Source organism: Saccharibacillus sp. O23 (assembly GCF_002205895.1).
Lineage (GTDB): Bacteria > Bacillota > Bacilli > Paenibacillales > Paenibacillaceae > Saccharibacillus.
Genome location: NZ_NJDE01000004.1, coordinates 59,625 through 74,200, shown reverse-complemented (window position 1 = coordinate 74,200; position 14,576 = coordinate 59,625). Strand labels below are relative to the sequence as shown.

Annotated in this window: 8 protein-coding genes; 7 read left to right on the top strand and 1 reads right to left on the bottom strand. The window is 54.7% G+C overall.

Annotated elements, in window-relative coordinates; genetic code table 11:
• Positions 1-5: 5 nt before the first annotated feature.
• From CDO73_RS06750 to CDO73_RS06730, 5 genes are all read left to right on the top strand, one after another.
• Entirely contained in the window at positions 6-881 is an 876-nt protein-coding gene (locus CDO73_RS06750; protein ID WP_088487757.1) for a carbohydrate ABC transporter permease, read from the top strand.
• Positions 882-911: 30 nt separating this feature from the next.
• Entirely contained in the window at positions 912-2,534 is a 1,623-nt protein-coding gene (locus tag CDO73_RS06745) for an extracellular solute-binding protein (RefSeq protein ID WP_088487756.1), read from the top strand.
• 82 nt (positions 2,535-2,616) lie between these two features.
• On the top strand, positions 2,617-5,361 hold the full coding sequence (locus CDO73_RS06740) for a heparinase II/III domain-containing protein (RefSeq protein ID WP_088487755.1): 2,745 nt from the start codon (positions 2,617-2,619) through the stop codon (positions 5,359-5,361).
• 307 nt (positions 5,362-5,668) lie between these two features.
• Positions 5,669-8,962 carry an alpha-mannosidase gene (locus tag CDO73_RS06735; protein ID WP_088487754.1) on the top strand — a complete coding sequence of 1,098 codons (3,294 nt, stop codon included), beginning with the start codon at positions 5,669-5,671 and terminating at the stop codon, positions 8,960-8,962.
• A gap of 172 nt (positions 8,963-9,134) precedes the next feature.
• Entirely contained in the window at positions 9,135-11,753 is a 2,619-nt protein-coding gene (locus tag CDO73_RS06730) for a diadenylate cyclase (RefSeq protein WP_179218610.1), read from the top strand.
• 135 nt (positions 11,754-11,888) lie between these two features.
• Here CDO73_RS06730 and CDO73_RS06725 read toward each other — a convergent pair whose 3' ends face one another.
• Positions 11,889-12,689, bottom strand: coding sequence for an SDR family oxidoreductase (locus CDO73_RS06725; RefSeq protein WP_088487752.1), 801 nt, complete (start codon positions 12,687-12,689; stop codon positions 11,889-11,891).
• A gap of 264 nt (positions 12,690-12,953) precedes the next feature.
• Here CDO73_RS06725 and CDO73_RS06720 point away from each other — a divergent pair, with 264 nt between their 5' ends.
• Both CDO73_RS06720 and CDO73_RS27140 read left to right on the top strand, forming a co-directional pair.
• On the top strand, positions 12,954-14,201 hold the full coding sequence (locus tag CDO73_RS06720; protein ID WP_088487751.1) for a DNA polymerase IV: 1,248 nt from the start codon (positions 12,954-12,956) through the stop codon (positions 14,199-14,201).
• Positions 14,198-14,542, top strand: coding sequence for a YolD-like family protein (locus tag CDO73_RS27140; protein ID WP_088487750.1), 345 nt, complete (start codon positions 14,198-14,200; stop codon positions 14,540-14,542). The genes CDO73_RS06720 and CDO73_RS27140 overlap by 4 nt, the downstream gene beginning before the upstream one ends.
• The last annotated feature ends 34 nt before the right edge of the window (positions 14,543-14,576 follow it).

The following is a 14,576-nucleotide window of genomic DNA, read 5'->3' as shown; positions in this document are numbered from 1 at the left end:
CGTCCATGAAGCCGACCAACGGCGAGAAAGTGTTCTACGGAGTCAATTATTTCATTCTGGCGCTGGCCGCTTTGAGCTGCCTGCTGCCGATCATCCATATCGTGGCGCTGTCGCTCAGCGGCAACGAAGCGATTACCCTCGGCAAAGTGGGATTGTGGCCGGTCGACTTCACATGGACGGCTTACAGCAAACTGATCGAGGACACGAATATCGGCGGCGCTTTTCAGAACAGCTTGATCATCACGCTCGTCGGAACGGCGCTGAACATGGTCTTCACCATCCTCGCGGCCTATCCGCTGTCCCGCAAACATTTTTACGCGAGACGCTTCATGACGCTGGCGATCGTGTTCACGATGCTGTTCACGGCAGGTTTGATCCCGAATTATCTGCTGGCGAAATCGCTCGGGCTGGTCGGCAATTACGGAGCGCTGTGGCTGCCGGGACTCGTAAGCGTATACAACCTGCTGGTGCTGAAGTCCTTTTTCGAAAATATTCCCGAAGAATTGGAAGACGCGGCGAGAATCGACGGAAGCGGGGAGTGGCGCATCATTCTTCAGATCGTGCTGCCGCTGTCGGTGCCGGTCATCGCGACGATCGCGCTCTTCTACGGAGTGGCGCATTGGAATTCGTTCTTCAACGTCCTGATCTACATCAACGACCCCGAGCGCTTCAATCTGTCGGTGCTCGTGCAAAATATGATCCAGAGCCAATCGCTCATGTCGGAACTCGCGATGCTCGACCCGGACGCGTTCCGCAAGCTGACGCCCGAGTCGATCCGTTCCGCCGGGATCATCGTCATGATTCTCCCGATGCTGGTCGTGTATCCTTTTTTGCAGAAATATTTCGTCAAAGGCATGCTGATCGGTTCGGTCAAAGGGTAAACACATTCGTCTAGAGAGAGGGGAAAAAGAATGAGCGCAAAACGTTGGAGCAAAACGATGACGGGCGGAATCGCGGCGGTGGCGGCGCTGTCGATGGTACTGAGCGGCTGCGGAGGCAAAGAAAAAACGGAAGGCGCGGCGGACGCGAACGGAAACAAAAAAGAATCGATCTCCGTGTCCGTCTACGACCGGGGTCAGATTCCGAAAGAAGAAGGCACGTACGCCGATAACCGATGGACCAAATGGATCAACGAGAACGGGCCGGTCAACGCCAAATTTGTGCCCATTCCCCGCAACGAGTCGCAGCAAAAATACAGCATGCTGTTCGCTTCCGGCGACGCTCCCGATCTCGTGCTGGAGTACGATACGGATTTCTTGAATTCGCTGTGGTCGCAGAAGCAGCTGCTTCCGCTCGATGATCTGATCGCGGAGCACAGTACCGAATACAAAGCGCTGCTCGAGAAAGTGCCGGCGCTCAAGACGCTTGGAACCAAGCCCGACGGCAAATTGTACGAGATCGGCATGGTGACCAAACCGGAAGTGCTCGGCGCGATGGTTATCCGGCAGGATTGGCTCGACAAGTTGGGTCTTCAAGTGCCGCAAACGATGGACGAACTGTATGCGGTAGCCGACGCGTTCGCCAACCAAGATCCGGACGGCAACGGCGTCAAAGACACGTTCGGCATCAACCTGAGCCAATTCGCGACCTACTATATCGACGCGATGTTCCAGAACGAGATGTTTATCATCCAAGACGATCAGTTGATCCGCCAATTCGACCGCATCAAGCCGGCGTACGATTTCAAGAAAAAGCTGTTCGAAGGCGGCATCGTGGACAAAGATTTCCTCTCGGACAAAAACGGCCAGAAAGCCGAACAGGACTTCGCCAGCGGCAAATTGGGCATCTACCTCGCGTATCGCGGCGTGATCAGCAAGAACTTCGACACGCTCAAAAATACCGATCCGAATGCCAAAGTGACGGCGATGGCGTTCCCGGAAAGCGAATTCGGCCGTTTCGGTCCCGACTTCAATCCGGCGATCCAGATGACCGGAGCCGTGAACGCCAACGCTAAGAATCCGGAAGCCGTCATGAAATACATCGACTTCATGGTGACGCCTTCGACGGTCGAGACGCTGACGAACGGGATCGAAGGCGAGAATTACGCCAAAGAAAGCGACGGCAGCATCAAACCGATCGACGAGAAGAAAAACGAAACGCAGATGGGCTACCTGAACGATTACCGCATGTTCATGCCGAAATACATCCTCGAAAGCAACAGCGTGGACGGCCGCATGCTCAACTCGACCGATCCGATCGACAAAGAATGGCTGGCGGTCTCGGCGGAAATGGACAAATTGTATCTCGATCCGGAACATCCGCACCCGGGCTTCACGCACGCCAAGTTCCGTCCTTCGCTCGATAAAGCGATGACGACGACCTTCAACGACGGTTGGAACAACATGAACGACACGATGGCCAAAGCGATCGTCAGCGGAGATGCCTATACGGTCGATCAAGGCGTCGAAGACGTGAAGAAATCGTGGTACGCGTCCGGCGGCCAAGCGCTCGAAGACTGGTACAAGCAATGGTATCAGGACAACAAAGATTCGTGGATCTTCATGAAAGACCTGTACACGATGAAGTTCGAGTAGAACATTCCGATTAAATGAACAGATTCGAACCTGCGGCTTCGGGTGCCTTCGTGCTCCGAAGCCGCTTGACGGAGGTGGGAGAATGCTGCTGTACGACGGAGAAACGCTGGCCCGAAGCCGTAGACTGATCGAAACCGTGCCCGCGATGACGCGCGGCTGGAACAAGTTCGCCGCCGAGATGTCGAGCCGGGACGACCGCTGGTCGGAAGAAGCTCGGGAGAAGGTGGCGCTGCTGAGAGAACGCTGGAAACGGCTCGGCGGCAGCAAACTTTTTTCGCTCGGCAACGAAGTGCGGGAACTGGCGAAACAAGCGCAGAATCTGGCTTACTATGCTCGGATGACGGGAAGTTCCGAAGCGGAGCGGCGGGTGCGGAGCCTGCTGGCGCTGCTCGGCGAAGAAGAGCGCTGGGTGTATCAAAGCGGCGGCGGTCGGAATTCGGACCTATGGACAGCGGATATCGGGGTCTATCTCTCGGCGGCTTACGATGCGGTGCGATCGGGCTGCACGCCGCAGGAGCGTTCGGCGATCGAAGATATGCTGTACGAGAAAGCTTATCTGCCGCTGTATGAGGACTGGCTGCATCCGGTCAAAAAGATCCATGCGCTCGACACGATGGGCCATAACTGGTGGATCGTATGCGTATCCGCGGCGGGACTGCTGATCTTGACGCTGGGCGATCGCGTGCCGCACGGCGAGGACGCGCTGCATGCCGTGACCGAAGGCCTGCGCGAATGGTTCGCTTATCCGGGCAACGTGCTTCAGAACAAGCAGGCCAATTTCGGGCCGGACGGCGATTATGTGGAAACGATGGGGTATCTGGATTACGCGTTGGGCAACTTTTTCGTATTCGAGACGGCTTACCGACGCCGAACGGGAGACGAGACGCTCGGCGAACTGCCGGTATTGGCGAAGATTCCGGGCGTGTATCTGGAGACGATCTATCGGAAAAAGACGCATGCAGAGGAGGCGGAGCGGGATCGTGCGGGGGAGGTCGGCACCTTCCATTTCGGCGACGACGGCGATCGGCGCAAACATGCGTACGTCTGGCTGCGGCTCGCGGATCTGACGCGGCGCGGCGAACTGCTCGGACTGTTCGCCGATATCAAAGGCGATCCGGCGGAAGCGGCGGAATTGGCTTTCTACCCGGAAGGACTCGAAGAGCTGCCGCCCGTATCGGACGAGACCGAAGGCATAACGGTTCTGGAACATTCCGGCTACGGATTCGTGCGCTGGCAGAGCGGCGGACAGCAGATCGTATTGGCGGTCAAGACCGGAGAGAGCTGGAACCATAACCATCTGGACGCCGGTACGTTCATGCTGACCGTCGGCGGAGCCGTGTACGCCGACGATTCCGGCCACTGCGCGTATTCCAAGCCGCTGTATAACGGCTATTACCGGCAGTCCGCCGCGCATAACGTCGTGCTGCTCGACGGCCGGGGCCAGCCGCCCGCGCTGATCGAAGAAGGAACGAAGTTTCCCGGCTCGATCCCCGACTGGCTGGACGCGCCGGATTACAAATACTTATTGGCGGACTGCGTCGGTCCTTACTCGGGCCTGTACCGCCGTTTCTATCGGCATTTCCTGTGCCTGGAAGGAGCGATGATCGTGATCGACGATTTGCAGTCGGAACAGGGCGGCATGTTCGAATGGCTGCTGCATATGCCGGCAGGCTTGAAGATTACGACCGGCACGGCGGAGCCTAGTTTGTCGATCGCCGGCAGCAGCGGCGAGATGAAGGTGCTGCATCCGTATCCGCGGCGCAAAGAATATGCGAAGCGCGCCGGTTATTTGCATGCTCCGCCGCGCGAAACGGGGCGCGAGGACGAATTCCCCGAAGCGGACTACGCCGGCGTCCGCTCGCGGTCTGCCGACGGACGGATGAAGTTCGTCAGCGCGTTTCTGCTGCCGGAGCGCGGGGAGCGGAAGACGACGGTACGGCGTCTGGAAGCCGGAGAAAGCGCGGCATACGGCGGCCAAGAAGCGGATAGGGATACGGCGGCCGGGAAGTTGTCCGGCAGCGAAAAGGAAGGCGGCGCGAACATGGCCGGGATGCTGCGACCCGGATCGAATCCGTCGGAAAGCGTCGGCGGCGCGCATAAGGTTGGAGCGACCGATTCGTCGGCTGGCAGGATAGAGGGAGACGACACAAGGGTCGCCGGAATGTCTTACGGCTTTGAAGCGAAAATGTTAGGCGAGCACGCGGCTTCGCAGGCGGAAGAACTGGGTGCGGCTTTCGGCGAGGCGCTTTCGCCTCGCGAAGATCCGGGCGAAGACGTGCAGGCGCTGCGTCTGGAGCGCCCCGATGGTGCGATCGTCGACGTGTTCGTCAACCTTCGCGCCGACGGCCGCGTCATGCACGAGAATGCGCACGCCGTATTCGGCGGACTGGAAACGGACGCGTTTCTGTGCACGCTGTCCTACGGCCGAGACGGCCGTCTGCGGCGGGCGACGCTGCATAACGGCAGCTATCTCAAGCTGAACGGCCGCTGCCTGTTCAGCTCTCTGCTCAAAGCAAGCGCCGCGATCAGCTATCGCGGCGGCGAAGTCGAAGTCGGCGCGTCGCTGTCCGCCGACGCTTGGTGCTATTTTTCTCCGGTGCCGCCGGAGCAAGCGGCGGGCGAAGCGGGCGGCGGCTCCATGACCCCGCCGGAACGTGAAGCCTACGTGCGGCAAGCGAACGCCGCCGCCCGGTCTGCAAGCCATCCGTCCGGGGAAGCCGACGTACGCTTCGATCCTCTTTCCGGCTTATGGAAACGCAAGATGCCGGCCGGGCGCTCAAGCTTCCGCCTGCCGTTAGGCGCTTCGGCCTCGCAGCCGATCGAATAAGTCCGAAAATCCCTCTAAATCATCGGTTTTATAGATAAACAAGCCGATAAGTCCATATTTCCGTCTAAATATCTCATTTAATCGGCGAAATCGCGAAAAGAGAAGAAATAAGCGGATTTTTGGACTAGTTTTTGCTTTAGCATTCGTTTTCGAGAAAATAAGCGGAAAATTGGACTTAACCGCATGATGATCGCATAAGGTTCGCTGCCGTTCTCGCTGTCTCGACGGACTAAGGCGCGGAGCGACTGCCGAGCCGCAGATCCTGAACTCCGCGATCCCGCCCACTACCCGAAGGAGGCTCACGCTCATGTTCATGACCGAAGACAAGTTGAAAGCGCGGCTGGAAGAACTGGAACGGCTCCGGCATCGGCCGCTGCTGACGTTCGAACACCTCGAGATTCTGCCCGATTCCGAAGAAGAGAATGCGGCGATGCCGCCGGCGGACGAGTCGCCGGAATGGAGCGCCGTCCCGCTCGGCGAACGCTGGATCGGACGCGACCGTTATTTGTGGCTGCGGTTGGAAGCCAATCTGCCGAACACGCCGCCCGGCCATCGGTTGGTCGGCGTGTTCGATTTCGGCCGAACGAGCCACGGCAGCAATCAGGGATTCGAATCGCTGCTGTTCGCGAACGGCAGCCCTCGGCAGGGCGTCGATTCCAATCACCGCGAAGTGTTCCTCGACGATCTGGCGGGAAGCCCGGTCAAGCTGCATTTCCGGCTGTGGTCGGGACTTGAAGGCGGCGGACCGAAGACGCCGCAGGAGCATACGCTGTCCCGGGCCGAGATCGCGCTGCTGCATATCGCGGCGGACGATCTCTATTATACCGGCCGGGCGATGCTGGAGACGGCCGTGCTGCTCGGCGACAAACGCCCGGAGCACGGCGACCTACTGAACGCGCTGAACCGGTCATTGAATCGGCTCGATTGGTCGCGGCCGGGTTCGGACCGTTTTTACGAATCGGTCTCGGCGGCGTCGGAAGAACTTCGGGAGCGGTTGGACGCTCTGCGCGAAGCTTACCCGCAGTCCGTCGAGCCGGTGACCGTCCGCTGCGTCGGGCATACGCATATCGACGTCGCTTGGCTCTGGCGGCTGCGGCATACGCGGGAGAAAGCGGCGCGTTCTTTTTCCACGGTGCTTGCGCTGATGAACGATTATCCGGATTACGTGTTTCTTCAGACGCAGCCGCAGCTCTACGCCTACATCAAGCAGGATTACCCGCAGCTCTACGAACGGATTCGCGAACGGGTCGCCGAAGGACGCTGGGAAGCGGGCGGGGCGATGTGGCTCGAAGCGGACTGCAATCTGACGTCGGGCGAATCGCTGGTGCGGCAGATCCTGCGCGGGACGCGCTTTTTCCGGGAAGAATTCGGGGCGGAGAACCGTTATCTCTGGCTGCCGGACGTATTCGGGTACAGTTGGGCGCTGCCGCAGATTTTGCGCAAATCCGGGATCACGTCGTTTATGACGACCAAGATCAGTTGGAGCCAATACAACCGGATGCCGCATGACACGTTCGTCTGGCGGGGAATCGACGGTTCCGAAGTGCTGACGCATTTTATCACGACGCCGGAGATCGAATTTCCGCACGAGACCTATTATACGTACAATGGGTATATCGTCCCGGCAACGGTGCAGGGGATCTGGGAACAGTACAAGGATCGTCAGATGAACCGCGAACTGCTGCTCTGTTACGGATACGGCGACGGAGGAGGCGGAGTCAACCGCGACATGCTGGAGATGCGGCGCAGATTGGAGCATATGCCGGGACTGCCGAAGACGGTGACGGGTCGGGCGGACGGCTTTTTCGAAAAATTGGAACGGACGGCGGCGCAAACGGAAGGGTACGTGCATACGTGGGACGGCGAGCTCTATCTGGAAAATCACCGGGGAACCTACACGAGTCAGGCTTGGATCAAAAGAGCGAACCGTAAACTCGAGCTTGCGCTGCGGCGCTCGGAGATGCTGAACGTCGCGGCCGGCCTGTTCGGAGAACACGACGCGATTCAAGGACAGCGAATGCTGGACGAAGCTTGGACGATCGCGCTGCGCAATCAGTTCCACGACATCATCCCCGGCTCGTCGATCGGCGAAGTATACGAAGACGCGCGCGAAGAATATGCGGAAGCCGGCAGGTTGACGGCCGCGGCGGATCGGGCTTCGATCGCGGCGCTTGCCGGAACCGGGAAGCAGCCTCGCGACAGCGAAGCCTATCACGCGAACGGCGAATCGTTGTCCGGCAAAATTGTCTATACCGTGTTCAACGATTCGTCGTGGGCGGTCGCGGGGCTGGCCGAGATCGCGGAATCCGCAGCGACGGCGGAGAATCGTCTAACCGGAGCGCCCGCGCCGCAGTTTGCGGGCTCGGCTTCGGGTTCGCCCGGCGCAAACGGAGCTTCTGCCGGCGGATATTGGCAGTCGGCCGACGGACAGAAGCTGACGGCCCAACGCACGGAATCCGGCTGGTTGGTGGAACCTGGAGAAATCGGAGCGCTCGGCTTCGGGCAGATGATCTTCGTTCCCGACCGGGCGGACGAGGCCGCTCTCGGCGGCGATTCGACAGGCGATCCGTTCGTTTGGGACAATGGCACGTTGGAGACGCCTTTTTACCGCTTCGAATGGGACGGAAAAGGGAAGTTGAGCCGTCTATACGACCGCGAGCATGGGCGAGACGTGTTGGCAGAAGGCGAGACAGGCAACGTCTTGCAGGTGTTCGAAGACAAGCCGCTGCAATTTGATGCTTGGAATATCGACCTTTTCTACGGAGAGAAAATGCGTACGGTAGACGATCTGATCGGAATGCGTCTGATCGAAAACGGTCCGCTGCGCGCGTCGGTCGAATTCGAATGGAGTTACGGCGAATCGCGAATTCGTCAGGTGATGCGCGTATACGCCGCAAGCCGCCGCATCGATTTCTGCACGAAGGTCGATTGGCAGGAGCGCCGGCAGCTGCTCAAAGTCGCTTTCCCCGTCGAGATCCGGGCCGCGGAAGCTTCTTACGATATCCAGTTCGGCAGCGTGAAGCGTCCGACGCATTGGAATACAAGCTGGGATTATGCCCGGTTCGAGACGGTCGGGCATCAATGGGCGGATCTGTCGGAACGAGGCTACGGCGTCAGTCTGCTGAACGATTGCAAGTACGGTTACGACGTCAAGGATCGGACGCTGCGGCTCAGCCTGATCAAATCGGCGGAATACCCGGACCCGGAAGCCGATCTCGGCGAACACGAATTTACGTACGCGCTGCTGCCGCATGCGGGAGATTGGGCGGAAGGCAGAACGGCGCAGGAAGCTTGGAATTTGAACAGTCCTCTGACCGTCTGGAAAGGCGAAGTCGGACCGGCCGGATGTTCGTTGCTCGACGTATCGGCCTGGCATGCGCAGATCGATGCGATCAAGGTGAGCGAAGACGGACACGGATATATCGTCCGTCTGCATGAATGCGAGGGGCGAAGCGGGGAACTGCAATTGTCAGGATTGGGCGAACAGGCCGTCTGGCAAGAAACGGATCTATTGGAGCGACCGATCGGCGAAGAACAGACCGGAGAACCGAGTCGGATGCTTAAACCGTACGAGATCAAGACTCTTCGGATACGCATGTGAAATAGATTGGAATGATTCTAACAGAAAACGATTGTTGCGTAACATGTCTCCTGAAAAAGCTCGAAGAATATTCTACTCAAAAAAATGCTTGGTTTAAAATGGATTTTAAAGGTATCATTTGTAGTGTAAGCTAACGAGTAAGTAATTTTTGAAGAAAAAGGGAGACATGACTATGGCGGGGGAAAAGAAAAAAAAGGCCTTTCCAGATATCAATAAATTCCATGAGAAATTGTATCTTGACCTCGAATCGATGATTCAGAAGCTAGATGAAAATTTGGAGTTTAAAATGTATGCGTTTGTACTGAATGAAAAAGGAAGTGTTGAGAGCGCAACACGTGTCAAAACAGTACTCACAGGTGAAAAAGGCGCCAAAACCCAAATCAAGCCAGAAAAGTTGGAAAACCATTCTGAGGTATTAAAGAAACTTCGTTTACCGGACGAGTGCTGGAGCGGAGATTTAGAAGGTTTAAATCGAAATATACAGCAATACCAGTTATCGCGAACCGAACCTCTTCAGCAAAAAGAGTCATTGGAAACAGAAGAGTCGATGATTTACGGGTTACCTGATGAAGGCTCTGTTGTTGCTGAACGCAAGAGATCTATTGTGTATGCGCAATCTTTAAAATTTTCTTTGTTCGAGGGGCAAAAAGAGACTTGCTTGTATGTGATTGCGCTAGATTATGTTGACCCGGTGACACAAGAGGTTTTTTATGGAAAATCGGAGTTCTCATTTTTGAAAATGTTTCTTGACTATTATTTTAAAGATTATTATGTCGAAACTACGCTAGAATCACTCAAACATTTAGAACCGAAATATAAAGAAAGTCCCCGTGATTTTTTGCAAAGACTTGCCAAAATGTTCTTGGGTAAAATGCAAGCGATTTTGGAAAATGAAAAGACTTTGGCTTGGACTGCATCCGGTAATAATCCGATAGGAAATCAAATAGCCATGCTTGAAGGATTGCAAGATCAGTATATATTCAGTACGCTTATGGATAATCTAGAAGGCATTTCGACCCGTACTTACGAAGGCGAAAGTCCTTTTGGATGCTTGTTACTTATACCGTCTGAGCTACTGGAAGGGCAACATGAACTGATTGATTACGCGATTGAATTCGATCGAAGTGATCAAAGTATTCCTTTGGAAGATAGCCGTCGGATTCGTAAATTACTTGAATTGACCAGCAATAAGTCGGATTTGTTTTTGATTTCCGATGGAAGAAAGATTCATGGCATTGGTGAAGTGGATTGGGCAGTATTAAAAGAAACTCAAAATATCGTATTTCGGATTGATTTCAAAGGATTGTCTAGGTATGAAATAGCGCTGCTCAATATTGAGTCTACGGAAAATACGGACAAAAAATGGGAAGTTAAAGATGGAAGAAAAACTTTTACAATGACGACAAGCTTGAATATTATTTCTAACAAGCTAATGGGGGTTGCTTTCCGAAATCCTGAAATCAGCCAACAAAGCTTTGAGCCAGAACTTCTTTATCGTACACTCAAAGCACAATTTCGCAATGATCATGCTGAAGGAGAAGTAGCGAAAGATATTCAATTCGCGCGCTTGGCACAAGTGATTCTTGAAGCATCAAAGCAAAAAAGCGGAACGATGGTGGTCATTACGGATCCAGATACGGCTGTCGATGAAGTCAAGCGTTTGCGAAAACAATCTACTCCAGTTATCAAGAAGTTGATCGATCCACAATTTATTAGTCAACTCACCGCCATTGACGGCGCAATTTATTACGATACTCGCGCATACTGCCATGCGATCGGCGTTATTTTGGATGGTGTAGTTACTGAAGGCGTTGGAGATGCCAGCAGAGGGGCACGTTTCAATTCTGCATACCGGTATTTGGAGAAATTCAAAAAAGAGGATAAGCAATGCGTAATTGCTATTATTTCAGAAGATGGGATGGTTGATTTAATTCCAGAACCTGAAAGTGAGAAAGTCAATCGAAAACGTATCGCAGCATACTTGGAATATATCGAAGAAACTTCTGAAATCGATGATAAAATAGTGGTTTACTATGACAGGTTTTTACTAGGCGAAAGTGGAGATTCGGAGATCGAAGTAGATTCGACGCATTTATTTTTAATAGGTGATGCATGGTATAATAAGGAAAACCATTTTCAGTCAGTGAAATATTACACAAAAGGATTAGAGAACAAATTAGAGTTTGAAGTTGAAGTGAGGAGAAAGCTTGGGATCTCATATTATAATCAAAGCCTTTCACTGGAGCAGGAAAGAAAGAAACAACTTTTAGATCAGGCACTTAATCAATTTGAATTGATCTTGGATTATTGTGAAGCTAACAATAAATCGATGTCATCACACAACTATAATATGATGGGGGTCATTTTCAGTAGTCTGGCTAAAAACGAGGGAAATAAAGGTTTTTATCTTGAAGCAGAAAAATATTATATAAAAGCGATTGAGAAAAAAGATAATGCCATGTTTCGTTTGAATCTTATGAGGACAGAATTTATAGAAAATAAGTGGAAAGAAGCGTTGAATAGTTACCTGAAAGCAGAATTGCTTGATTTTGATTATGTTAACTCACACAAAAATAGAGAATTATTTATCCAACGTATAAAAGCAGAAGCCCAAAAGGATCATGAATATTTAAATTTTGCTCTAAAAATGTATGCAAATATTGAAGATCAAAAAATCCGTGAAAAAAGCGTCTTATTTCAAAGATTACAAGATATCGCTTCCGAAAATCTAATTTCTTCTAATCAACAAGCATTTGACTTACCAGATGATAAGTCGCAGGATGTTAATTAGAAGGTAAGCATTTAGTGATCAATGTCTGATAAATCAGAAAAGACGCATTTTATCTAGTATAGGGATGAAAAAAGAAAAAAGCAGTCTATCCACAGCGCGAAAGTGCGTCACGGATTGAACTGCTATTTTTCTATATCAGATCTTCTTCTCCCAAAGTTCCGCTTGATACGTCTTCACCTGCTGCTCGGACGCTTCCGGCCAGACGGTACGGAAATCGTGTTTGTCCTGCGGGATGATCTCGACCATCTTGTCGATCATGTCCTGCGGATCGAACTGCTGGGCCAGCATCTGCTCGCCTTTGAGCAGATCGGAACGTTTGGTGAAGTTGGTTTTTTCGTCGTACCATTTTTCTTTTTCTTCGAACATCATATCGTTGAAGCCCGTCTTGTAAGGTCCCGGGTTGATCGTCGCGACCTGCACGCCGTAGTTTTCGAGTTCCTGCTGAAGCGCTTGGGCGAGGGCTTCGAGCGCATGTTTGGACGCGCAGTACGGGCCGAGGAACGGATTGACGCTGAGTCCGGCGATCGAACTGGTGAACACGATTTTGCCTTTCTTGTTCGCGACGAATTTGCGCGCCGCGATCTGGGCCAATTCGATCGCGCTGAAGAAGTTCGTCTCGAACACCTGACGCACGTTTTCGACAGGCACTTCGGCGAACGGGCCGGTATGACCGATCGCGGCGTTGCTGACGAAGATGTCGAAATCGTGTTCTTCGACCTGCGCGCGATCGAGCGGATTGTTCACGTCCAATTTGAACACTTGAATATCCAGCTTCTCCGATTCGGCGTACTGCCGGAATTCCGGCACCTGCGAGATCGTTTCGACGGTGGCGATGACTTTGTGGCCCGCGCGGGCCAGCCCGATCGCCGTTCCTTTGCCGAGACCGCTGCCCGCCCCGGTGATGAAGATCGTCTTTTTGTTCGAGAAAATAGCCATGTCGTCTTCCTCCTTCTGTAGTGGGAACTCGGCTGCGAAGATCGCGCTCGAATCGCGGCCGTTCGGATCGGAAACATCTTATTCGTTTTACCCGACTGCGGATTCCCGAACCAAAGGAACCGCAAAAAGAATGTCCGCGTGCCGGATAAAATCCGTTTACAGAACTGATGTTCGGTGTATAATGAATGTAGAATCCGCAAAACGGAAAAAGGTTCGAACGAAAAGAAGCCTGACGGCGGTCGGAATCGATCGGAGGGACGAAGCATGAAGACGACGAAGAGGATCGTCATGCTGGCCGATATGGAGAGTTTCTATGCCGGCATCGAAAAATCGGCGCGGCCCGAATGGCGGGCGCTTCCGCTCGCGGTAGTCGGGGACCCGGCCGTGCGTTCGAGCGCGGTACTTGCGGCTTGCGCTATTGCCAAAAGGCACGGAATCCGTACCGGCGAACGCTTGGATGCCGCATTGTCCAAGTGTCCGGAACTGATCGCGGTGCGGCCGCATATGCAAACTTATATCGAAGTGTCGGCGCTGATCGTCGGCATTCTCGAACGTTATACGGATCGGGTGGAGCCTTATTCGATCGACGAGATGTTCGCGGAGGTGACGGGATCTCTGTCGCCTTACGGCAAGGAGCCGGAAGAACTGGCGCGTCTGATGCAGGCCCGCATCGCGCTGGAGACCGGCGTGCAGGCCCGATTCGGGATCGGGGCCAACAAAGCGCAGGCCAAGCTGGCTTGCGATCTGGCGGCGAAAACGTCCGACAGCGGCATCTGCGCCGTACATACGCAAGAAGATTGGGAAAACAAGATCTGGCCCGAGCCCGTGGGGCGCATGTGGGGCGTGGGACGCCGGATGGAAAAGCATTTGCAAGGCATGCGCATCTTGACGATCGGGGAACTGGCCCGTACGCCGCCGATGAGGCTGCGGGCGCGTTGGGGCGTTAACGGCGAAGTCTTGTGGCGCGTGGCGAACGGGCTCGACGATTCGCCCGTATCCCCTTGGACGGCAAAAGAGCAGCGCGAGATCGGCACGACGATCACGCTGCCTCGGCTCTATGCGTCGATCGAGGAGCTCGAGACGGTGCTGCTCGATCTCTGTACCGAACTCGGACGGCGCGCCCGCAGGATGGGCCGCATGGGCACTTCGCTGTCCGTCGGAGCTTACGGCGAAGGCGGTTACGGCCGAGCCGAGGGATTTCGTCGCAAAACCAAACTTCGCGACCCGAGCGATATCACGGCGGAACTGTTCGAAGCCGCCCGCCGGCTTCTTCGCGAACGCTGGAACGGTCTTCCGGTCCGGCGGATCGGCTTGTCGCTGTCCGGCTTGAGACCGTCGGAAGTCTATCAGCCTTCGCTGTTCGAAGATCGCGAAAAACAGCGGGCGATCGATCGCATGATGGACGAGATCAAAGACCGGTTCGGCGAGACGGCCATCGCTCGGGGACGGTCTCTGGCGCCGGGCAGTCGGGCCAAAGAACGCGCGGAGAAGATCGGAGGACATTACAAATGACCAAGAAGCTGCAAGGCAACGGATTATGGGAATCGAGCCGGATGATTCTGCCGGAATACCGCGAACGCATCCTGCGCGCGTCCGACGAGCACCACGGCAGGCGGCCCGACGCGATTCACGAAGACGAGCGGGAACGGATCGACGAAGCGGTCAAACGGTCGCTGGCGTCGGGGCTGCCCGTTCGTTTACGGCTGCGAAAAGCAGGGGCCGGCAGCTTATGGACGGAAGGCGTCGTAACCGACGCGAGTCCGATGCAAGGCGCGCTTCGTTTGAGCAACGAGGACGGCGTCCGGCGCATTCTCTACGCGGACATCGTCGGCGCCGAAACCAAAGAAGATTGAGCGAACCGCGCCCGCGCTGTCGGAGTGTTGCAAT

What these genes read in the sequence shown, in the direction of transcription:
- CDO73_RS06750 (WP_088487757.1), top strand. Translation starts at nt 6, where the DNA reads ATGAAGCCGACCAACGGCGAGAAAGTGTTCTACGGAGTCAATTATTTC.
- CDO73_RS06745 (WP_088487756.1), top strand. Translation starts at nt 912, where the DNA reads ATGAGCGCAAAACGTTGGAGCAAAACGATGACGGGCGGAATCGCGGCG.
- CDO73_RS06740 (WP_088487755.1), top strand. Translation starts at nt 2,617, where the DNA reads ATGCTGCTGTACGACGGAGAAACGCTGGCCCGAAGCCGTAGACTGATC.
- CDO73_RS06735 (WP_088487754.1), top strand. Translation starts at nt 5,669, where the DNA reads ATGTTCATGACCGAAGACAAGTTGAAAGCGCGGCTGGAAGAACTGGAA.
- CDO73_RS06730 (WP_179218610.1), top strand. Translation starts at nt 9,135, where the DNA reads ATGGCGGGGGAAAAGAAAAAAAAGGCCTTTCCAGATATCAATAAATTC.
- CDO73_RS06725 (WP_088487752.1), bottom strand. Translation starts at nt 12,689, where the DNA reads ATGGCTATTTTCTCGAACAAAAAGACGATCTTCATCACCGGGGCGGGC.
- CDO73_RS06720 (WP_088487751.1), top strand. Translation starts at nt 12,954, where the DNA reads ATGAAGACGACGAAGAGGATCGTCATGCTGGCCGATATGGAGAGTTTC.
- CDO73_RS27140 (WP_088487750.1), top strand. Translation starts at nt 14,198, where the DNA reads ATGACCAAGAAGCTGCAAGGCAACGGATTATGGGAATCGAGCCGGATG.